This is a genomic window from Nakamurella sp. UYEF19, assembly GCF_040546275.1.
In the GTDB taxonomy this organism is placed as follows: Bacteria; Actinomycetota; Actinomycetes; order Mycobacteriales; family Nakamurellaceae; genus Nakamurella.
In genome coordinates this window covers 25,728-46,232 of sequence record NZ_JBEPNO010000033.1, presented here as the reverse complement: position 1 = coordinate 46,232, position 20,505 = coordinate 25,728, and the positions used below count along the sequence as shown (strand labels likewise).

17 protein-coding genes and 1 pseudogene are annotated in these 20,505 nt (G+C 67.2%); 8 read left to right on the top strand and 10 right to left on the bottom strand.

From position 1 onward, the window contains the following. Positions 1-509: 509 nt before the first annotated feature. The 6 genes and pseudogenes from ABIB25_RS26785 (at position 510) to ABIB25_RS26760 (ending at position 5,754) form a co-directional block, all read left to right on the top strand. Positions 510-1,346, top strand: coding sequence for an ANTAR domain-containing protein (locus ABIB25_RS26785; protein ID WP_354531577.1), 837 nt, complete (start codon positions 510-512; stop codon positions 1,344-1,346). Between the two features lie 190 nt (positions 1,347-1,536). Next, a complete protein-coding gene (locus ABIB25_RS26780; RefSeq protein ID WP_354531576.1) occupies positions 1,537-2,112 on the top strand; it encodes an ANTAR domain-containing protein in 576 nt (191 codons plus the stop codon). Between the two features lie 402 nt (positions 2,113-2,514). Further along, positions 2,515-3,102, top strand: a complete 588-nt coding sequence (locus tag ABIB25_RS26775; protein ID WP_354531575.1) for a GAF domain-containing protein — start codon at positions 2,515-2,517, stop codon at positions 3,100-3,102. Next, complete coding sequence (locus ABIB25_RS26770) at positions 2,999-4,360, top strand: putative bifunctional diguanylate cyclase/phosphodiesterase (protein ID WP_354531574.1); 1,362 nt, start codon at positions 2,999-3,001, stop codon at positions 4,358-4,360. The genes ABIB25_RS26775 and ABIB25_RS26770 overlap by 104 nt, the downstream gene beginning before the upstream one ends. A gap of 52 nt (positions 4,361-4,412) precedes the next feature. Next, positions 4,413-5,354: pseudogene (locus tag ABIB25_RS26765) on the top strand (response regulator transcription factor). A gap of 190 nt (positions 5,355-5,544) precedes the next feature. Then, positions 5,545-5,754, top strand: coding sequence for a hypothetical protein (locus ABIB25_RS26760; RefSeq protein WP_354531573.1), 210 nt, complete (start codon positions 5,545-5,547; stop codon positions 5,752-5,754). Between the two features lie 157 nt (positions 5,755-5,911). Here the strand turns inward: ABIB25_RS26760 and ABIB25_RS26755 are convergent, their stop codons facing one another. The 4 genes from ABIB25_RS26755 to ABIB25_RS26740 form a co-directional block, all read right to left on the bottom strand. Continuing rightward, positions 5,912-6,391, bottom strand: a complete 480-nt coding sequence (locus tag ABIB25_RS26755) for a DUF4395 family protein (protein ID WP_354531572.1) — start codon at positions 6,389-6,391, stop codon at positions 5,912-5,914. Positions 6,392-6,502: 111 nt separating this feature from the next. Continuing rightward, positions 6,503-9,088, bottom strand: coding sequence for a heavy metal translocating P-type ATPase (locus ABIB25_RS26750; RefSeq protein ID WP_354531571.1), 2,586 nt, complete (start codon positions 9,086-9,088; stop codon positions 6,503-6,505). A 104-nt stretch (positions 9,089-9,192) separates the two neighbouring features. Further along, positions 9,193-9,447, bottom strand: a complete 255-nt coding sequence (locus ABIB25_RS26745; protein ID WP_354531570.1) for an SHOCT domain-containing protein — start codon at positions 9,445-9,447, stop codon at positions 9,193-9,195. A gap of 230 nt (positions 9,448-9,677) precedes the next feature. Then, on the bottom strand, positions 9,678-10,328 hold the full coding sequence (locus ABIB25_RS26740; RefSeq protein WP_354531569.1) for a sulfocyanin-like copper-binding protein: 651 nt from the start codon (positions 10,326-10,328) through the stop codon (positions 9,678-9,680). A gap of 92 nt (positions 10,329-10,420) precedes the next feature. Between ABIB25_RS26740 and ABIB25_RS26735 the strand changes: the two genes are divergently transcribed. Continuing rightward, complete coding sequence (locus ABIB25_RS26735) at positions 10,421-10,933, top strand: hypothetical protein (RefSeq protein WP_354531568.1); 513 nt, start codon at positions 10,421-10,423, stop codon at positions 10,931-10,933. A 147-nt stretch (positions 10,934-11,080) separates the two neighbouring features. After that, positions 11,081-12,490 (top strand): purine-cytosine permease family protein, encoded by a 1,410-nt coding sequence (locus ABIB25_RS26730; RefSeq protein WP_354531567.1) that lies wholly within the window; start codon positions 11,081-11,083, stop codon positions 12,488-12,490. A 239-nt stretch (positions 12,491-12,729) separates the two neighbouring features. On the opposite strand, the gene ABIB25_RS26725 is transcribed toward ABIB25_RS26730, so the two are convergent. From ABIB25_RS26725 to ABIB25_RS26700, 6 genes are all read right to left on the bottom strand, one after another. Further along, entirely contained in the window at positions 12,730-14,364 is a 1,635-nt protein-coding gene (locus ABIB25_RS26725) for a multicopper oxidase family protein (protein ID WP_354531566.1), read from the bottom strand. Between the two features lie 111 nt (positions 14,365-14,475). After that, entirely contained in the window at positions 14,476-15,828 is a 1,353-nt protein-coding gene (locus ABIB25_RS26720; RefSeq protein ID WP_354531565.1) for a L,D-transpeptidase, read from the bottom strand. A 261-nt stretch (positions 15,829-16,089) separates the two neighbouring features. Then, complete coding sequence (locus ABIB25_RS26715) at positions 16,090-16,806, bottom strand: DUF305 domain-containing protein (protein ID WP_354531564.1); 717 nt, start codon at positions 16,804-16,806, stop codon at positions 16,090-16,092. 79 nt (positions 16,807-16,885) lie between these two features. Continuing rightward, entirely contained in the window at positions 16,886-17,353 is a 468-nt protein-coding gene (locus ABIB25_RS26710; RefSeq protein WP_354531563.1) for a hypothetical protein, read from the bottom strand. A 227-nt stretch (positions 17,354-17,580) separates the two neighbouring features. Continuing rightward, positions 17,581-18,996 (bottom strand): NADH-quinone oxidoreductase subunit N, encoded by a 1,416-nt coding sequence (locus ABIB25_RS26705; RefSeq protein WP_354531562.1) that lies wholly within the window; start codon positions 18,994-18,996, stop codon positions 17,581-17,583. A 14-nt stretch (positions 18,997-19,010) separates the two neighbouring features. Continuing rightward, the gene (locus ABIB25_RS26700; RefSeq protein WP_354531561.1) at positions 19,011-20,504 is read right to left on the bottom strand and encodes a complex I subunit 4 family protein; all 1,494 of its coding nucleotides are present in this window, start codon (positions 20,502-20,504) and stop codon (positions 19,011-19,013) included. Position 20,505 lies beyond the last annotated feature (1 nt).

The window sequence follows — 20,505 nt, the reverse complement described above, 5'->3', positions numbered from 1 at the left end:
CCAGCGCCTGCCAGCGCGGGTCTTGTTTGTCGAAATGTCAGGACCACCGGGGAGGTACGTCCTCCACGCTCGTCCACAGGTTTCAATTATTGCTCACCGGCACGGTCGGCACCCCGTTGGATGGAGACGCGGTGGATCCGAGAACGGCGGGTCGCAGCCGGCTCCAGGGCCGGGCGTGGCAGGTGGGGTTCGCCAACCGGAATCGTGGAGCAGGCGGAGCCAAGGGCAAGGTCATGAGGGCGATCCAGTGGCAACTGCGAGAGCCTGAACGATGCGTGGGCGGCTCACTGCAGTTGTCGGCGCCCGCGACCCCGTGGGGCGGCGAATACCGGTCCCAGACCGGCTGTGTTACTCAGCGACACGAACAGTAGCCGCTGGTACCCGATTGGAGAAGGCAGCAGACTGTGCCCCGGTGGAACGGGGCCAGTCGCAGCCATTCACCGTAAGGGTGGAGGCGAGCGGTAGCGTCACCTTGACCACTTCAGATGTGTTGCGGCAAGGAGCCTTCGATGGACGATGCCGAGCAGGCCGAAGCACCAGAATATGAGCGACCGCCGGACGGTGAAGCAGTGCCCGATACCGCGGACGGGCCGCGTCATCTTTTCCTGGGCGAATCGGAGCAGCAGGACGCCGACCTGGCTGCCAGTTTGTCGCAGCTGGCGACACTGTCGGCGAGCCGGTTCGGGCTGGTGGAGTTGCTGACCAAAGTCGCGAGCATGGCGGTGCAGGCCATCCCCGGCGCCGACGGCGCCGGATTGACACTGCTGGAACCCGACCGGGCCGACATCATCGTCAAGAGCACCGATTTCGTCCGCGAGATCGATGACATCCAGTACAGCATCGGGCAGGGCCCGTGCATCAGCGCCGCAGAGACGGGTACCACGATGCGGTCGGGTTCCCTGGGTGGTGACCCGCGGTGGCCGCGGTTCGGGCCCCGCGCCGGGCGTTTGGGGGTGCACAGTGTGCTCTCGCTGCCGCTGGTGACGCCCGGCGGGGTGGTGGGGGCGATGAACGTGTACGCCCACGCCAAGGACGCCTTCGACGAACGCTCCGAGCAGTTGGGGGAGTTGTTCGCGGTGCCGGCGGCGATCTCGGTGCTGAACGCGCAGATCCTCGCGCAGAGCCAGCGGTTGGCCACCCAGCTGCAGGCCGCGTTGACCAGCCGGCCGGTGATCGACCAGGCCATCGGCATCATGATCAGCCGCAGCGGCGACACCGCCGAGCAGGCCTTCGGCCGGTTGCAGCAGATGAGCCAGCACGAACACGTCAAGCTGACGGTGGTGGCCCAGCAGATCGTGGCCAAGGCCGCCGCCCGGGCCCGCGCCCGCCGGCCGCACACCGACTGACCAACGGGGGTCGGCAAATCCGATGGTGCGGCGTAGGGTCGGCGGCGCGGCACGAGCAGGATCTGGGGCCCGACCCCCGTCCTCCGCGCTTGCATCGTGCCCCGCCACCGCCGCGGGACCCGGCCCGGGCACCACAGATCAGCGATCGGGACGCCCGGAGTTCGGTGTGGACGGTCCCCGCCCATTGAATATGGCTGACCAGTTGGATGCCCTGTCCGAAGCTCTGGAGGGCAGCGGCGACGATTTGAACACCATCCTGGCCGTGCTCGTCGAAGACCTGACCGCAGCGATCGCCTCGTTCGCCGGACTGGTGATCACCGTGACCATCGCAGGTGAGCCGGTCACCGTGACAGCGATGAACTCCCACACCGCGTCCAGTTCGATGCTGCTGCCCCTAACAACCCCGCCCGCAAGCGCCACGGGCGCTCATCTGGTGCTGTACGCCGAAAACCCTGGCGCCTTCGTGGATCTGGCCGCCGACGCCCGCGCCACCTGGGACGGGGGCGGCTCGGTGGTCCTGGATCAGCACCTACCGCCGCCCACCGCCATCGAGGCCCAGCAGGGGGTGGATGAACTAGCCGATCGGTCCACCGTGGACCAGGCGATCGGCTTCCTCATCGGGCAGGGCCACCCACCGGCGCAGGCCCGCACCGAACTATCCCGCCGAGCCGACGCCGCTGGTGTCAGCATCGCCGCCATCGCATACAGCGTCCTTGAAGTCGACCATCAACCGGACCCTTTCGACGAGAACAAACGGGCCAGCTGACCTGACCCCGGGACCGCCGGACCGATCCGCGCGGCTGACAGGGATCCAGGATGCACCCGTTTGATCTTCAACGGTCTTGCCGTCCCCGCATCGCAGGTCAGGTAGCGTTTGCTTTGCTGACAATCCACAGCCGGTGTGGGAAGGTCCACCCGCCGCCACCACGGCCGCGGCGGACCTACTGGAAGATCTTCTTCCCGCCGCCCACCTTCGTGTCCAGGATTGTCGTCCGTACCGGGATGCCCCTCTCATGAGCTGTACGGACCTGAGCGATGCCGGTTCCACCGACCGCCCGGGGCCTTCACCTCCGGTGACCCGGTTGGGGGTGCCCCCTTCCAGTCCGATCGCGATGCCGCAGCGCGACCGGATTTGCACGGTGATGGGCTGGATCATCGACTCTCGCAGGTGCTACGGGATTTCGCCCACACGATGGGCACCGACTTTCCCATCCAGGCGATCCTTGACCACCTGGTCAGCGAAATCGCGGCGATCCTGCCGGTCACCGCCGCCGGCGTCACCCTGATCTCCGCCGACGCCGACCCCCGCTACATCGCCGCATCCAACCCGGCCGCGTTGCGGTATGAGCAGCTGCAGACCGAACTAGACGAGGGGCCGTGCCTGTTGGCGTATCGGTCCGGCGAAGCAGTCGCGGTCCCGGACCTGGCCGCCGAGCACCGGTTCCCGGCGTTCACGCCGCGGGCGTTGACCGCCGGTCTGCGGGCGGTGTTCACCTTTCCCCTGCGCCATGGGGTGGAGCCGTTGGGCGCACTGGACCTGTACCGGGACACCCCCGGACCGTTGTCGGCGGCGGCGATGGAGGCGGCGGAAACGTTGGCCGACGTTGCCGCCGCCTATCTGCTGAACGCGCAGGCCCGACTGGACCTGCAGGATGCCCGGCGACCGGTCCCGACAGCAGGCGTTGCACGACGTCTTGACCGGTCTGCCGAACCGCACGTTGATCCTGGACCGCCTTGCACATGCCTGCCGACGTAACCGCCGGTCACGCAGGATCTGCGCGGTGCTGTTCGTCGACCTGGATCGCCTCAAGACGGTAAACGACACCCACGGCCACGCCGCCGGCGATGAACTGCTCATCTCCGCCGGGCGGCGGCTCACCGGGCTGATCCGCCCCGGCGACACCCTGGGCCGGCTTTCCGGCGATGAATTCGTAATCCTCTGCGAAGACCTCGAGGACATTGAGGCCGCCGCCACAATCGCCGCTCGACTGCTGACCGGCCTGGCCCACCCTTTCGTCCTGTCCGCCACCTCGGTGACCATCACCGCCAGCATCGGCATCGCCCACACCCAGGGACGCGACCGCACGCCCGAGGAACTGCTCGATGATGCCGACAGCGCCATGTACCAGGCCAAAAGAGAAGGCGGGAACCGGCAACAGGTGTTCGACCCGCAGCTCAAGACCGTCACCGATCATCACAGCGAACTGGAACGGGACCTGCACCGGGCCGCCGCCCGAGGTGAACTGCACACCGCCTACCAACCCATCGTCACCACCGCCGACGGACACGTCACCGGCTTCGAAGCCCTCCTGCGCTGGGATCATCCCGCCCACGGACCGATCCCGCCCGCCACCCTGATCCCGCTGGCCGAACAGTCCGGCCTCATCCAGCCCCTGGGAACTTGGGTGCTGCAGCGGGCCTGCACCGATCTGCACCGCTGGCAACCACATTCGGCCCCGCAGCTGGGCGTCGCCGTCAACGTCTCCGCCCACCAGCTGATGTCCACCCGATACCTGGACACCGTCTCCGACGTCATCGACGCCACCCAGACCGACCCCCGCACCCTGACCCTGGAAATCACCGAAAGTGCTTTCCTGGCCGATGAAACCCGCGCCCTCACGGTCCTGACCGAACTGCGGCGCCTCGGGGTGAAGGTGGCGTTGGATGACTTCGGCACCGGCTACGCCGCACTGAACTACCTGCAGAAATATCCGGTGGACATCCTCAAAGTGGACCGCAGCTTCGTCGCCGACCTCGGAGCGCAACCCGCCGCTGGCGTCATCATCGGCGCCATCGTGCAACTGGCCCGCGGCCTGGGGATGACCGTCATCGCCGAAGGAGTGGAAACAGCCGCCCAACGCCAACTGGTCGCCGACCTGGGCTGCACCTTCAGCCAAGGGTTCTACTTCGCCAAAGCCATGCCCGCGCAGGCGATCACGACCATGCTGAGCCGCGGCCACACCCGCCTACCCCGCCCGTCGGACGCCACCGCGACCGGCGTGGCCGTCCTATGAAGGCGACCGTGGGCATGGAGACTTTTTCCGGCGGCGGCCGTTGGGTCCCAGCGTGCGCGGGTTCTGCAGCGTTCCGGGCGGCCGCGGCAACGCCACTGGCCAGGCCGGCACCTGCTACCAGCGCAGGACAAACGGCCCCGTCGAGCCTCCGCAGCTCCGCCAGCCCAGGCGGCTCCACCGACGGCCTTTTTTTCCGGCGTCGATAAGGTCTGATGGATCCGGCGTCGGGGCGCCGTACCGGGTGTTGATCATCGACGGAGATCCGGTGGTGCGGGAAGTGCTCCGCCGGTACCTGGTCAGGGCCGGGTACGAGGTGCTCGAAACGGCCACGGGAGCAGGTGGTGTGGCGGCGTTTCACCACTACCGGCCGGATCTGGTGGTGTTGGAACTCATGGTGCCGGAGATGGACGGGTTGGCGGTGTGCAGGCAGATTCGCCAGTTCTCGAACGTCCCGGTGGTGATCCTGTCGGTGTGGGGGTCAGAATCAGATCGGGTGGTCGGCCTGGAGTGCGGCGCCGACGACTACGTCGTCAAACCGTTCAGCCCCCGCGAACTGACGTTGCGGGTAGCGGGGTTGCTCCGACGGGCGCCGCCGCGCGCACTCTCAGAGGGGGCTGATGCGCAGGAAACATATTGCTGCGACGGGGATCTGGTCTTGGATGTGGTGTCCCGCACAGTGGTGCGCAATGGGTGGCCGTTGGCTTTGACCGCGCGCGGGTTCGAGCTGTTGAGGTTTCTCATCGAACATCCCGGGCGAGTATTCACCCGCGAACAGCTGTTGACCCAGGTGTGGGGCTGATCAAACGGCGATTGCGCGACGGTGACCGTCCATGTGCGTCGGCTGCGGGAAAGGATCGAACCAGACCCGGCGGTGCCAGTACGGATCGCCACGGTATGGGGCCTCGGGTACAGATACGACCCCGACAAGTCGCCGCGGCCGCCGCTGGGCCAGATCACCTCCGGTGCGAGGTGCGCCACGGTCCTGTGCGTGTAGATCGTTTGCTCGGCCCGAACCACGACGGCATGCCGGCAATCCTCGATCTCGACGAGCCAACGCAAGGGTCGCCCACGCCCGCAGCCGCATCCCGAACGCCGACGACGTCGCCCGACGACCGGGCTGCTGTCGATGATGGCCGACCGGTGCGGCTCCGCCTGATCTAGGCGCTGAATGGGGCCGAGGAACTGTGCGTCGGGGACCTGGCCCTGTCTCTCGATCTCAGCGAGGACTCCGCCTCCTACGCCCTGCTGGGAGCGCCGGCCTGGTCACCACCCGCAAACAGGGCCGCGTCGTCTACAACCAACCGGCCCACGACTTCCCGCAGCTGCTGAAGGACACCTGCCGGCTGCAGCTGGTCACCTTCACCCACACCGCCGACGACGAACCGCCGGCCTAGGGTTTCACGTTCCTGTGCCACGCTGCTGCGGCCCTGATATCGGTTGCGGGGCCGTGTATTTGCCGGTGCTACTGATTCCGGGCTGGTGTCATTTTCGTGACCGACCGGCTGGAGCATGCCGGGCCGGATCTAACGGGAGCAGCGCAGTCGCGGCCTCTCACGCCGCTGCGCGCGGGAAAAGGGTCCGGTAGATCCATGATCCAAGACACCAGAGCGTGGTGGTCAGGAGGGCGCCTCCGATGATGACCATCGCTGCCAGGATTCCTCCCAGTACCGTCAATCCGGCCTGGAAGGATATGGCGGAACCGGCCAGGAGGACGGTGGACAGCAGGTAGGAAAACCGGCGGGGTGTGGGGGTGGGTGGCAGCGGCGCGGTGTGAAGGAGGTGGCGGACAATGTGGTTGTACAGCAGATCGATGAGCATCCCGTCCGGCCACAGGGCTCCGGTGAGGGCGATCAGTGACATGGCCGCCAACCAGATCGGCGACTGCAGGATCAGGCCGATTACCACCAGGGTGACGGCCACTGCCGGGGTAAACCGCAGTGACCATGCTTGGCGCGCCTTGGCCTGCTGGTCCAGGCCCCCAAAGCCTTGGGCGTCGAGGTTACTGCTGGCGGAAGCTGTCAATTTCGGCATTCGTGCCTTTCCTACGGTGAATTGTGGCTCGACCATGCAATTGACCGCACGCGGGAGCGTGTGCGGGGCTGCTGCGTCAACCGCGGGTAGGCAGGTGGTGAGGACTGGTTGTCACGTCCTGGTCGATGTGGCGGCGACCGCGGGCTGCTCTTGTGGCGTGGACGTCGGTGTCGCGATGTCCATGGTGGTGGGGCCGGGGTCAGGCTGGGTGTCGGCCGGGTCGGGTTGGATTCTGGGCGGGTGGTAGCGGCGCAGTCGGCTGGCGTTGCCGACGACCGACAGCGAGGACAGGGCCATCGCGGCGGCGGCGATCATCGGTGATAGTCGCCATCCCAGGAATGGGTAGAGGACGCCGGCGGCGATGGGGATGCCGATCGCGTTGTAGGCCAGCGCGAAGAACAGGTTCTGCCGGATGTTGCGCATGGTGGCGCGGCTCAGGGTGATCGCGGTGACCAGCCCACCGAGGTTCCCTGAGATCAGGGTGATGTCAGCGGCCTCGATGGCGACATCGGTGCCGGTGCCGATGGCCAGCCCGACGTCGGCGGCGGCGAGCGCGGGCGCGTCGTTGATGCCGTCGCCGACCATGCCGACCTTGCGTCCGGCGGCCTGCAGACGCTGGATTTCGGCGGCCTTGTTCTCCGGGAGGACTTCGGCCAGGACATGGTCGATTCCAGCTTGGCGGGCGATCGCTGTGGCGGTGCGCTGGTTGTCGCCGGTGAGCATGTGCACCTGCAGGCCGAGGCGACGCAGCGCGGCGACAGCTGCGGGCGCGTCGGGTCTCAGGGTGTCCGCGACGGCGATGACCCCGGCCGGCAGGTCGTCGACCGCGACGTATATCGCGGTCTTCCCCTCACCGGCCAGACGTTCGGCATCCCCTTGAAGCGGGGCGGCGTCGATACCGGCGTCGGTCAGCAGCCGGTGGTTGCCGACCAACAGGTGGTGACCGTCGACGTGGGCGGTGACTCCGCCCCCGGTGATGGAGTCGAAGTCGGTCAGAGTGGCGGTGGGGATGCGTTTGTCGGCGGCGCCCGCGACGATGGCGCCGGCCAGGGGATGTTCTGAGCGGGACTCGGCTGCGGCGACCAGCCGTAGCAGGTCCGTTTCGGTCCAGGGGGCGAGAGTGAGGACGTCGGTGAGACGAGGTTTTCCGGCGGTGAGGGTGCCGGTCTTGTCCAGGACGATGGTGTCAAGGGTGTGCGCGGTCTCCAGGGCGGCGGTGGAGCGGATCAGGATGCCGGCCTGTGCGCCCTTTCCGGTGCCCACCATGATCGACAGTGGGGTGGCCAGCCCGAGCGCGCAGGGGCAGGCGATGATCAGGACCGCGACCGCGGAGACCAGTCCGAGGGTCAACCCCGGCGGTGGACCCGCGACGTACCAGGCGGCGAAGGTGGCCAGCGCGGTGATGATGACGGCCGGGACGAAGTACCCGGAGGCCTTGTCGGCCAGGCGTTGGATGGGTGCGCGGGTGGCCTGGGCCTGCTGCACCAGGTGCACGATCTGGGCGAGCACGGTGTCGGCCCCGACCCGGTCGGCGTGCATCCGGAACGAACCCGTCTGGTTGACGGTTGCGCCGATGACGGTGTCGCCGGTGTTCTTGGTGACCGGCATGGACTCGCCGGTGACCATCGATTCATCGACCGTGGAGCGGCCATCGAGCAGTGTCCCGTCGACGGGGATCTTCTCCCCCGGCCGGACGATGAGGACATCGCCGACGGTGACGTCGGCGACGTCGATGTCGGATTCGGTATCGCCGCGTTGGCGGTGGGCGGTGTGCGGGGTCAGGCCGATCAACGCGCGGATCGCTTCCCCGGTGCCGGCTCTGGCTTTGGCTTCCAGCAACCGGCCGAGCAGGATCAGCGTCAGGATCACCCCGACCGCCTCGAAATAGACATCGCGGACGGCGACCGGCAGCAACGTCGGGGCCACGGTCACCAGCACGCTGAACCCGTAGGAGGCGGTGGTACCCAGGGTGACCAGGGTGTTCATGTCCGCGGCCCGGTGCCGCAGCGCCAGCCACCCGGTGCGGTGGATCGGCCAGCCGGCGTAGAACATCACCGGGCTGATCAGGGCCAACTGCCACCAGTGGTTGAGCAACAGCGCCGGCATCCACGTCGCCCCGAACAGGTCCGCGGTCATCACCGCGAACAGCACCGGCGCGGTCAGGACAGCGCTGACGAGGACCCGGCGGGTCAGGTCGCTGATCTCACTCTGCCGGGCCTTGGCTTCGCGGGCCTCGTCCGCCGCGGCCGCCGCGGGGTCCGTCCCGCCGCCTGCGCCGGCGCCGGATACCGCCGCTGTCATCGCGGGCTGCCCGCCCACCGCAGGGGTCACGGTCAGCGACCCGTGAATCATGTTCTCCCCGCACGAGAAACCCAACTGACCGGCATGTTCCGGAGTGAACGCCACGATCGTCTTCTCGAACGCCGGTAGGGTCGCGCTCAGCCGAAGGTCGCTGAACACGACCCGGCTGCTGCACTCGCCCGATTCCTGCCGGTCGAAGGTGATCTGCAGCGGAACCCCGGCGACGGCTTCGATGCGCTGCGGGCTGTAGCCGCCGCGGACCACCACCGTCACCTGCTGGATCTGGCCATCGGTGTCGGCGCGGCGGGTCTGGGTGCGGGACCCGAAGAAGAACCACCACAATCCCGCGCAGGCCAGCACCGTCCCCACGATGACGACAACATCATTCACGTTCATCACCCAAGCTCCTTGCCGCCGCCGGACCCGTCTGAGTCGGAGGGCATGTCATGCGTCACCAGGCTGTGCACCAATCGGCGGCGCGGAGCCAAGTCCTTTCGGATCTACCGGACGTGATCGCGGAGCGCCGCCTGCCGGTCTTCGTACTCCTGCTGATCGATCTCGCCGCGGGCGAACCGCTCGGCCAGCAACTGGTCGGCAGTGAGCGCCCCGGTCCGGCTCCCTGAGAATTCATCGTGACTCCGGTTGTGCCGGAACACTCCCACCAGCAGCGCGATCAACAGGACCCAGAACACGATCATCCCGAAACCCATCACGCCGTAACCCCAACCGCTCATGCCGTTGCCATACCAGAACATGACGTTTCAACCCTTCTGCTCCGCAAGGCTCGCCTGACCTCAACCGCGCAGACAATCCCATGAGGCCTTGCTTCCTACCGCTCACCCTCCACGTGCCGGCTCCGGCCACACAGAGCCTTTCGTCCCGACCACACCGGGCCTTCCGATCCGCGCGGCCAGGCATGACTGGACTACCTCCTACAGCGGCGGGCCACGCAGACAGTCGGCGAGGCCGGCGCAGTCGCAGCGGTTCAGTTGACCGTGAACTCCTGGTGCATCCCGTCGGCGTAGTGGTTCTGGAGGTTGCACACCAGTTCGTAACGGCCGGGCGCCAGGCTCAGCGTGACCCAGCCGACCTGACCCGCCGTGATGCCCTGGCCTGTCCCCGCGGCGCAGCTACCTGACGCCTCGCCCAGGCTGCCCGTCTCGAGGACCTTGCCGTCGGACCCGACGATCCGCCTGCCGGCGGTGGCGCCCACGCTCAGCGGGAGAATCACCAGCTCGTGGGTGCGCCACCCGACGTTCGTTGCCACCAGGCTGACCTGGCCCGCAGGGACGGTGGCCGGGCTGGCGTTGAGCATCATGCGGGAGCTCATCGGCGCGACGCCGCCCATCATTGTCGTCATACCCATGTCGGCCAATATGACGTCGACCCGTTGCCCAGCAGGTGATGTCGGGGCGGAGCAGGACAGCTGCGAGTAGGTGTAGCCAGGACCTGCCGCCATCATCCCGGGATAGCCCTGTTGGCTGGTCGAGTTCCCGCCCATCATTCCTGCGCCGCCCTGGGCGGCCGACTGACTGCTGCCGGCGGCTTGACCGCCGCCGCAGCCGGCCACCGCCAGACCCACCAAAAACAACACGGAGAGAACACCGGAACGGCGAGCCGTCGAAGAGTTCAACATCGTTCCAGCACACCATGTTCTGCGCTGTAGAGCTGCGGCAGAACGACTCTCGTGCCCGATCGCCAACCCACCATGCTGATGACCTTGGGCCCTTGATTTCTTCCGCACCGTCGAGGGGTTCGCTGGGGTGGACATATTGCTCCACACCTTCGATTCCGCGCGAGCCGGACAGTCATACCTGGCCCAGATCGCTGGGTCATTCCACCGTCGTCCCCGAGGTCGAAGCCGGCGCCGGGCAGGACAACTTTCAATCCACTCTCGCCCGGGGCCTGTACCAGTCCCTCGGGCAGCTCCAAGGCAGTGGCTGGGGCGGAAAGTTCGAAACCACTCCCGGCACGTTCAAAGCGTTCAGTGTCATCGACGAGATGCAGGACGTGGCCTCGAGCGTTCTGAGCGCACTCATCGCCGCCGCCCGAGAGGCCGGCCAACGCGACCTGCCGTTCTATCTGATCGGCGGCGGCCTACCGTCATGTCCCAGAGTCCTGGCCGAGGCCAAGTCCTACGCCGAACGGCCCTTCGAATGTCACACCCTCGGTCATCTGGATGCCCCCAAGCCGCCCAGGCACCCCGCCCAGCCCGCGACCGTCGAAGGCGCCCGCAGCTGAAGTGCGACGCGAGAGCCTTGTTCGGCTCTTCCGCGGAGGGTCCGCAGCAAGCAGGAGCTCCCGGTACGTTCGGTGGGTGCGCAGAACCACCATTTTCCTTGGACGCCGACCGGCGCACGGATGGCAACGGAGAGCCGGTAGGGGCACGTGAACACCCGGGAGACAACTTCGCGGCCGGGCAGAGGCTCGGCGCGCGTCGAGGTGCGGTCGATCGACCAGGTCCCGCTGGCGGAGCGGCACGGGCGGGTCCGCGACCAGTTCACGCTGTGGTTCGGGCTGAACGCGAACATCTTCGTCGTCGTGCTCGGCGGCGTCACCGTCTTCTTGGGCCTAAACCTGCTGTGGGCAGGCATCTCCATCGTCGTCGGGACGCTCATCGGGTTGGCGCTGGTCGGGTTCCACGCGATCCAGGGGCCAAAACTCGGTGTGCCGCAGATGATCCAGAGCCGCGGCCAGTTCGGGTTCTACGGGGCGGTGCTGATCTTCGCCGCGTCGATCGTCCTGGACGTGGGGTTCCTGGCCGCGCAACTGGTCATCCAGGCCGATGCGATGAACCTGCTGATCGGCGAGGTCAGCATCCCGGCGTGGATAGCGATCCTGGTGGTGCCCGTGGTGGTGCTGACCGTGTTCGGCTACGACTGGATCCACCGTTTCCAGAAGATCATGACCCCGATCCTGGCAGTCACATTCGTCGTCGTGCTGATCCAGGCCATCGACCGCGGAGCACCGACCGGGGCTGCCGCCGGAACGACGCCACCGACGTTCGCGGCCTTCATGGCGGCGACCGGGCTGTTCGTGGTGACCGTCGTCAGCTGGGCGCCGTACGTCTCGGACTACTCCCGGTACCTGCCGCCGACGGTGAACCTGCGCCGGACGTTCGCCGCGGTCACGCTGGGCATCGGTGTCCCGACGGTGCTGTGTGCCTTCGTCGGGGCGTACCTCACCGGCTTGTTACCGGAGGCCTCCTCCACCGTCGCCGCCATCGCAGATGTGTCCGGCCGGTGGGTACTGCCGGTGATGGCGATCAGCCTGATCGGTTCGGACGTCGTCAACTCCTACACCGGCATGCTGGCCGTCGCCGGCATTCTCAGCTGCGTGCACACAATCCGGCGGTCCGTCGTCGTGCGCGTCGTCGGGTCGCTGATGATCATCGGTGTCGGCACCGCATGTGCGTTGTGGGGTTACCAGGCGTTCGTCGGGAACCTGTCCAACTTCCTGGGTGTGCTCCTCTACGTCCTGATCCCTTGGAGCGCAATCAACCTGACCGACTACTACTTCATCCGGCGCGGTGACTATGACGTCCCGTCGTTCTTCACCCCCGCCGGCCGCTACCGCGGATTCCTGTGGCCCGGTCTGATTGCGTACCTGTTGGCTGTGGCAGCGCAGGTCCCGTTCATCGTGCAGACCTTCTACACCGGGCCGCTGGTGGCCGGGCTGGGCGGTGTCGACATCTCCTGGATCGTCGGCGGCGTGGCCGGTGTCCTCTTCTACCTGCTCGCCCTCCGGTTGGTCGGAGCGGCCACCGGGCGGCGAGGCAACGACGGCGGCGGGCGCTGACCAGAAGACAGGTACTGCCGAAGATCGACGACAGGCAAGTCCCGGAGGTCACCGATGTCCGGGACGGAAACGATCCAGGGTCAGCGTCGTTGTGCTGCATCGGCGGCGTTTGTGACAACGGAGCACGGAGTAGACGGAACTGAATTTCGTAGGGTCGAGCCGGGTGTCGAAGGCGGGCGACCTCGCCGACGTCGCGCAGCGTCTTGACGGCAACCATTTTGGTGAGATGCCTGGCGGAGTTAGAGGCTGTACTCCAATCTCGTCATCATCCCGGATTCACTGTGGTAACCGTTGTGGCAGTGCAGCATCCACACGCCCGGGTTGTCGGCCAGCAGATCGAGCGCCATCGTGGTCCGGGGTTTGACGATGACCGTATCCTTGCGCACCCCGGGTTGGCCGTCGGGCCGTACCAGCGCAAAGGTGTGGCCGTGCAGATGCATGGGGTGCCACATATCTGTCTCATTGGACAGGGTGAGCCGGGGCCGTTGACCCTGCCGTACCTGCAGCGGAACGGTCTGGTCGTAGCCACGTCCGTTGATCGTCCACCGGTAGGGCATCATCCCGCCGCCCAGGGTCGCGGTCAGCTCCGCGTCGGGGGTACCCGCCGGCAACATTGCCGTCGGGTCCGGCAACAATGAGGTGGCCACACCGATGCGGCCCTGCAACTGGGTCGGCTGCACACTGGCCGCGGGTACCTGACCTGATCCGGTGCGGATCAATGCTCGGGCCAGGCCGCCTTTGCCCTCAGCCAAGGCCACCAGGGGGAACACGCCGTCTTTCAGGGTGACCACCACGTCGTATCGTTCGGCCATCCCGATCAGTATCGCGTCGACGTCCTTCGGCACCACGGGGTAGCCGTCGGTGTGCGTCACGGTCATGGGGTGTCCGCCCAGGGCGACCCGGAATGCGGTGTCGGCTCCGGCGTTGATGATCCGGATCCTGACCCGCTGGCCGGGCTTGGCGCTGAAGGTGACCGGGGCGGCGGGGATTCGCCCGTTGATGAGGTAGTACGGGTACTTGACGTCGCCGGCGTCGCCGCCGAGCAAAACGCTGGTACCGACCCCCATGCCGCCCATCGCCATGGCACCGGAGCTGCTTGTTGCGGTGGCCGGGCTGCTGCCCATGTTCATCCCGGGCATCGCCGCGGCGGGCGACGTGGTTGATGACCCCATGGCCATCCCGCCGTTGCCGGCCTGCAGGGCTGCGAGCTCCTGGGTTGGGCTGTTGCCGACCCCATCGATCCAGTCGTCCAGGACGACAATCCATTCGGTGTCGTAGGTGACCTTTTCGTTCGGGTCGTCGAAGACGATCGGTGCGTAGAGGCCGTAGTCAGTTTGTATGCCGACATGCGGGTGCGCCCAGTAGGTTCCCGCGTGAGGAACGGTGTAGGTGTAGGTGAATTGTCCGCCGGCGGCGATGTCCTTGCTGGCGGGGGCAACACCGTCCATGTCGTTGCGCATGGCAACCCCGTGGCTGTGCACCGACGTCGGATCGGTGAGCAGGTTCTTGACTGTCACGCTCATTTCGTCGCCGATGTTGGCGCGGATGAGCGGGCCCGGGATGGAGCTGCCGTAGGCCAGGGTGCTGACCACGACCCCGCCGAGATCAATCTGGCTGTGCTGCGGCGTCAGGGTGTATTTCACGCTCCGACCGGACCTTGCCCGGCGGGCTTCGGCGGCAAGGATCGTGGCCCGGCCTGCGCTGGTGGTGGCTCCGGCGCTGGCGGCCACCGCGGAACCACCTGCCGGGGCAGGGGACACGGACTGGGTGGTACAGCCGCCCAGGAGTACTGCCGCCACCGACAGTCCTGTGGCGGTGAGCAGCCGTCGGCGGCCAGGATCAAAACTGGGACGCGCGGGATGATTGATGGTCATGGACTTCCTTCGTGTTCGCTGAGCCTGGGGTCGTTTTCGGAGTGGATCCTCGCTCGCCAGGATGGATTCCAGGTGTGATCGCTCGACTGACGGGCTGCGGCTGCGCGGCGCCTACAGGGCGGAGCCCTGCAGCCACGTGGCCCAGGGAATGTTCCAGTCGCTGAATCCGTCGGTGGGGGCCAGCGTGGTCGAGGTTCCGGTGACCTGGACGATGTCGCCGTAGCTGAAGGTGTTGTAGAACCATTGGGCGGCGGCGGGGTTGATGTTGATGCAGCCGTGCGAGACGTTGCGGATGCCCTGGTCGGCGACCGACCACGGGGCGGAGTGGATGAAGATGCCGCCGTTGGACAGTCTGACTGCGAGCGGGATTTTGGAGTCATAGCCCAGGTCGTAGCTGGTGGGCAGGCCGTAGGTCGCTGAGCTCATCTGCCGGACGGCATATTTTTCCTGGGCGACGTAGATGCCCGAGGGGGTGACCAGCGAGATCTTCTTGCCGTTTACGTCCAGGGTTTGGTTGCGGCCCAGGGAGACCGGCACGGTGCGGACCAGTTTGTTATCGATGTAGACCTGCATTTTCTTGGTGGCGTCGTCGATCTTGGCAATTTTGGCCGGCCCTACGGTGACGTTGAGGGTGCGGTCGATTTCGCCGTACATTCCGCCGCCGAAGTTGACGCCATAGACCTTGGCCGCGACGGTGATTTTGGTCCCCGGTGTCCAATAGTTTTGCGGCCGGTAGTGCAGGGTCCGGTTGTCCCACCAGTACCAGGAACCCTTCACCGCCGGCACGGTGGTGACGGTCAGCGTCTTTTCCGCCGCTGCTCGGTTGATGGGTGCTTTGTCGAAGATGACGACCATCGGCTGGCCGATGCCCACGGTGGTGAGTTTCGGGTTGGGAAAAAACGACGGGAAGACGGTCTGGGCGGGTTTGACGGTGGTGAATTGGGTGGTCAGGGTGCTGCGTCTGCCGGCAGCGGTCGCTGCGACTGCGTCGATGGAGTATTTGCGGTCGTAGGCCAGCGGTTCGCTGGACGTCCAGGTCTTTTCATCGGTTGAATAGTCGCCGGAGATGAGCCGTCCGGCGGGGTTGGTGACGGACAGGTCGACCAAGGTACCCGCTGTGGCGGTCACCACGATCGGGGTGATGGGGGAGACACCGGTGGCCCGGGGGGTGGGAACGGTGCTGATGGTGGGGCGGTCCGCCGTCGGCAGGACGGGCGTCGTGGCGGCTGGTGAGGACGCCGGGCTGGTTAGCCGGGCAAGGGTGCCCGTCGCCGGCGGGCTGCTCGAGGCAGGTGAGAGTGCGGATGCGGCAGTGGAAGTCGGGCCGATCGCGGTCGGGGGTCCGGTGGCCGCGACGGTGACCGTGACGGTAGCTGATTGCGAGCCACCGCTGCAGGCGGTCAGGGCAATCGCGCCCACGGCCAAGAACGCGGCGATCTGCGCGAAGCGGAATTGGTGGGTCATGGTGATGACTGGTCCTTCGGGTGTCACGACAGACACGGCAGTACAGGCACGGCCGCTGCCAGGAGTGGAAGCGCAGGCATCTGTTGCTGTCGGGCATATCTGGGGTGAGATGGGTGTGGCACGGGGCCATCACCTTGCGTCGGTGGCACCGAACCTCCGGGTTGCCTGCAAGGCGCCGGGATGTTGATCCATGGGGCCGCAGAACCGGCACGGTCCGGCTATCGGGGAAGTGTCCCGTGCCGGTTCTGCGACGTGAGGGGGCTACAAAGCCTTGAGAAGGTCCTGCATGGTGGTGATCTCGGCGCTCTGGCTGGACATGATGGAGTCGGCCAGGGCCAGGGCGGCCGTGTTTCCGCCGTCGGCTTTCTCGGTCTTGGCCATCGTCAGCGCGCCCTGGTGGTGCACGATCATCAGTTGCAGAAACAGTTTGTCGAACTGGGCCCCGGTGGCCGCGGTGAGCTGACCCATCTGGGCGTCGGTCATCATGCCCGGCATGGATGCTGAGGCTGATCCGGTGTCAGAGCCCATACCGGCCATGCCGCCCATCGCGTCAGGCGAGCTGGACATGCCGGACATCGCCGGGTGCGGCGCCCAGACTGCAAGCCACCCGGTCATTTGCTGGATTTCTGGGGTCTGTTCCGCCTTGATCTGCGCGGCCAGCGCCTTGACCTTGGTACTGGAAGCGCGGGTCGGTGCCAGGTCAGCCATCGCCACGGCTCCCTGATGGTGGATTAGCATCTGCTGCGCGAAGGTGACATCCGCGGCCTTGAACGGCCCGTCGGCTCCTGGCTGCATCGCCACCGAACCAGAGGTCGACGTCGCCGCCGCCGTGCTCGACGTGGCTGGAGCGGCCGTGCTGCTGGCGGAGGTGTTCGCCGCACTTGCGGCGGTCGTGCTGGTGGTGCCGCAGGCTGCCAGAACGACTGAAAGGGCCGCGGCAGCGATGAGGGCACCCATACGGGTACAGGTCTGGGTCATGGTGATCTCCTGCAATCTTGAGAGTGAGTGGGGCACACCAAACACGCCATCGAACAATTGTTCTAGGCGCGTGGGTGCTCTACACCCGCAAAATGCACAGGGAATGCGGCAGAGGCAGCGAAGGGGGCGGTCCTGTTCGGCTGAAACTCCACGCCGCACCGAGCCGGGCGGCGAGATCGACGGAACTCCGCCGAACTCGGTGAGCGATCAACAGCAAGGCAATCGCCACCCCGCCGGCGGTGAGGAACAGCAGACACATCGCCATCGAACCGGACATGCCCGGGTTGGTGGGAGCCGCGACGACTAATGACGCATCAGATGCCGAACTGACAGCGGGGCCCGAAGACCCACCAGGGCTCACGTACATGTGCATGGGCATGGCCTGATGCTCGAGGGCCGCCGCCGGCTGCGCCATCGAGGCTGCGGAAATCGTGGTGTCCATGACCATGCCATGACCGCCGCCGGGATCATGCTCGCTGAGCACGTGCATACCGATCACCCCGGCCCCGACCAGGGCGAGCAGCAACCAGCGAACCAACGTGTACACCGGCGCACGGTTGCGCTCAGATGCCATCGACACGTTCACCCCCTCATTGTGCACACCGCTCAGACCCGGCACAGGCATTCCAGGATGTGAAAGGGCGGCGATATGGCGTCTGGCTCTCGAAGGCGTGACACCGACAGCATCATGGTCGACCAAAGGTGCGGCCGGCATCCGGTGACGGCTCCGGATCCCCGTCGATGGCGTAGCCCGACAACGGGCTGGCAACATCGTCATCCCGTTGCGGTCACTGCTCGCAGGACCAGCCCGGCGGCCAGGCCGAGCACCAGGACGGCGGCGGCGCCGACAATCGGTGCGGGGGCGGTGATCGGCGGTTTCTTCGAGGTGCCCGGATTCGGGTCGGTTCGGTCTGAGGTAAACGCCGGGCCGATCCAGCGCAGGTAGTAGAACAGGCTGGCCACGGAGTTGAGCACCGCCAGCAGGACGAGCCAGGCGTAGCCGCCTTGCCAGCCGGCGGTGAACACGGTGAGCTTGCCGACGAACACTGCGGTGGGTGGGGTACCGACCAGGCTCAGCAGCGCCACCAGTAGTGCACCGGCCAGCCAGGGCCGCTGCCTGGACAGGCCGCGGTAGTCGGCCAGTGTGCGACGTTCGGGTTCGGCGGCGATGACCGCGAAGGCGGTGATGTTGCTGGCCGCATAGCCGGCCAGGTAGAGCAGCAGCGCCGGCTCGGCCAGGGCGCTGCGGTGCAGGGCGGCGATCGGGATGAGCAGGTACCCGACCTGGCTGACGGTGGACCAGCCCAGCAGCCGGCGAGGGTCGGTTTGGAAGAAGGCGGCCAGGTTGCCCACGGTCATGCTCGCCGCGGCCAGAACCGCGACCAGCAGCCGCAGGTGCGCATCCTCCGGCACCGCTTCGACGAGCCGGTAGATGGCGACCAGCGCACCGACCTTCGGGATGGTGGTGACGAACGCGGCGGCCGGGGTACCGGCGCCCTGCGCGGCGTCGGGTACCCAGAAGTGTCCAGGAACCCCGCCGGCTTTGAACAGCAGACCGGCCAGGACGGCCAGAGCGCCCGCGGCGACCAGCCCAGCCGGTGCGGTGGGCAGTCGGGCGGTCAGGTCGGTGTAGCGGCTCTCACCGGCCGCCGACGTCAAGATGGTCACCCCGACGAGCATGACGATCCCCAGCAACGCGCCGAGCAGGTAGGTCTTCAGGGTCGCTTCGGCGGCGACCCGGGTGCGGGTCATCCCGATCAGCGCATACAACGGGATGCTGGCCAGCAGGAACCCAACAGCCAGGACGAGGAGGTCGCTGGCTCCGGCGACCACATCGGCGCCCAACCCGCCCAGCAGCAGCAGCGTGTAGGTCTCGGATTCCCGGGGTGTCCCGGCCAGTTCGGCGCGGCCCAGACCGATGACCAGCAGGGTCGCGACGATGACGGTGAGCCGCACCGCTCCGGTCGCGGCGTCCGGGGTGAACGTGCCGGTGAAGACCGCCGTTCCGGGGTGGATCAGGCCACCCGGACCGGCCAGGGCGAACCCTCCGGAGATCGCCAGCACCCCGATGGCCAGGTTACGGACAATCCACTGCCGGTCCCGGGCCAGGAACGATCCGGCCAGCAGGGTGCCCACCGCCCCGCCCAGCAGCGTCATCTCCGGCAGTACCGGGGGCAGGCTCGCGCCCATGTCCATGGCAGCCGCTACCGATCGACCTGGGCCAGGACCACGCGGGCCGCCGGCTCGATGACGTCATTCAGCGGCCGCGGGACGACGCCGATGAACAGCGAGAGCGCCATGAGCAGGCCGACGGCGGTGATCTCGGGGCGCCGCAGGTCGGTGAAGCCCACCGAACGTCCCGACGCCGGCCCGACGAGCAGCCGTTGCAGGGCCCGCAGGAACAGCGCCGCGGTGATCAGGATGCCCACCAGCGCCACCGCGGTCACCGCCGCGGTTCCGATACTGCCGGTGAAGATCTGGAACTCGGCGATGAAACCGGAGAAGCCGGGGATACCCAGGGAGGCAAATGCGGCCACCGCCATCAGTCCGGCCAGGCGAGGTGCCGGCTCCGCCAGCCCGCCGTAGTCCTCCAGCGAGTAGGAGCCTTTCCGGTCGTGGAGCACTCCGGCGAGCAGGAACAACGCGGCGGTGATCAGGCCGTGGCTGACCATCTGGACCACGGCGCCGGTCACCGCGATCTGCCGGCCGGTGGTGCTGCCGGACAGCAGTCCGGCGGCGCCCAACGCCATCAGCACATAGCCCATGTGGTTGACCGAGGTGTAGGCGATCATTCGTTTCAGGTTGTTCTGGGCCAGCGCGACCAGCGCCCCGTACAGCGCCGACACGATGCCGACGGCCAGCAGGATCCAGGCCCACTCCCGCCAGGCCTGCGGCAGCATCGGCATGGCGATCCGGACGAATCCGTAGGTACCCATCTTCAGCATCACCCCGGCCAGCACCGCCGAGCCGACCGCGGGGGCATCGGTGTGAGCCGGCGGCAGCCAGGTGTGGAACGGCACGGTCGGGGTCTTGATGGCCAGCCCGATCACGATGGCGGCCAGCACAATCCCACGGGCCCAGCCGGAACCGCCGTGTGGGGCCTGCCGGGCCAGCTGCGCCATGTCGAAGGTGTGCGGGTCGGCGATGACGTAGAGGCCGATGAACCCGGCCAGCATGACCAACGACCCGAGAAATGTGTACAGGAAGAACTTCAGCGCGGAGCGGGCGGCCTGCCCGTGCCCCCACCGGAGGATCGAAAAATACATACCGACGATGGACAGGTCGAAGAAGACGAAGAAGACGATCAGGTCGCCGGCGGCGAAGACGCCCAGGCACATCGACTGCAGGAAGCAGAACAACGCGGCCTGGGCCCGCGGGCGGTGTTGCTCCCGCCACGCGTAGGCGGCGCAGGCGGTGAAGATCACCGCAGTCAGCGCGATCAGCGGCAGCGACAGACCGTCGATCCCGACGGTGTAGCTGACGCCGACACCCGGAAGCCACGCCACGTGTTGCCCAGCGGCCAGTTGCCCGGCTGGCGGGGCCGAGTAGCCGGCCCACAGCACCCCGACCAGCACCACCTCGACCAGGGTGAGCACCAGCCAAGCCCAGCGGGCGACCCGATCGCAGACCGCCGTGTTCGGCAGCAGCGCCAGCACCACCGCGGCCAGCAGCGGCAGGAAGATGATGACGGTCAGCACT

What these genes read in the sequence shown, in the direction of transcription:
- ABIB25_RS26725 (WP_354531566.1), bottom strand. Translation starts at nt 14,364, where the DNA reads ATGACCATCAATCATCCCGCGCGTCCCAGTTTTGATCCTGGCCGCCGA.
- ABIB25_RS26745 (WP_354531570.1), bottom strand. Translation starts at nt 9,447, where the DNA reads ATGTTCTGGTATGGCAACGGCATGAGCGGTTGGGGTTACGGCGTGATG.
- ABIB25_RS26780 (WP_354531576.1), top strand. Translation starts at nt 1,537, where the DNA reads ATGGCTGACCAGTTGGATGCCCTGTCCGAAGCTCTGGAGGGCAGCGGC.
- ABIB25_RS26720 (WP_354531565.1), bottom strand. Translation starts at nt 15,828, where the DNA reads ATGACCCACCAATTCCGCTTCGCGCAGATCGCCGCGTTCTTGGCCGTG.
- ABIB25_RS26755 (WP_354531572.1), bottom strand. Translation starts at nt 6,391, where the DNA reads ATGCCGAAATTGACAGCTTCCGCCAGCAGTAACCTCGACGCCCAAGGC.
- ABIB25_RS26715 (WP_354531564.1), bottom strand. Translation starts at nt 16,806, where the DNA reads ATGACCCAGACCTGTACCCGTATGGGTGCCCTCATCGCTGCCGCGGCC.
- ABIB25_RS26785 (WP_354531577.1), top strand. Translation starts at nt 510, where the DNA reads ATGGACGATGCCGAGCAGGCCGAAGCACCAGAATATGAGCGACCGCCG.
- ABIB25_RS26740 (WP_354531569.1), bottom strand. Translation starts at nt 10,328, where the DNA reads ATGTTGAACTCTTCGACGGCTCGCCGTTCCGGTGTTCTCTCCGTGTTG.
- ABIB25_RS26705 (WP_354531562.1), bottom strand. Translation starts at nt 18,996, where the DNA reads ATGGGCGCGAGCCTGCCCCCGGTACTGCCGGAGATGACGCTGCTGGGC.
- ABIB25_RS26770 (WP_354531574.1), top strand. Translation starts at nt 2,999, where the DNA reads ATGCCCGGCGACCGGTCCCGACAGCAGGCGTTGCACGACGTCTTGACC.
- ABIB25_RS26750 (WP_354531571.1), bottom strand. Translation starts at nt 9,088, where the DNA reads ATGAACGTGAATGATGTTGTCGTCATCGTGGGGACGGTGCTGGCCTGC.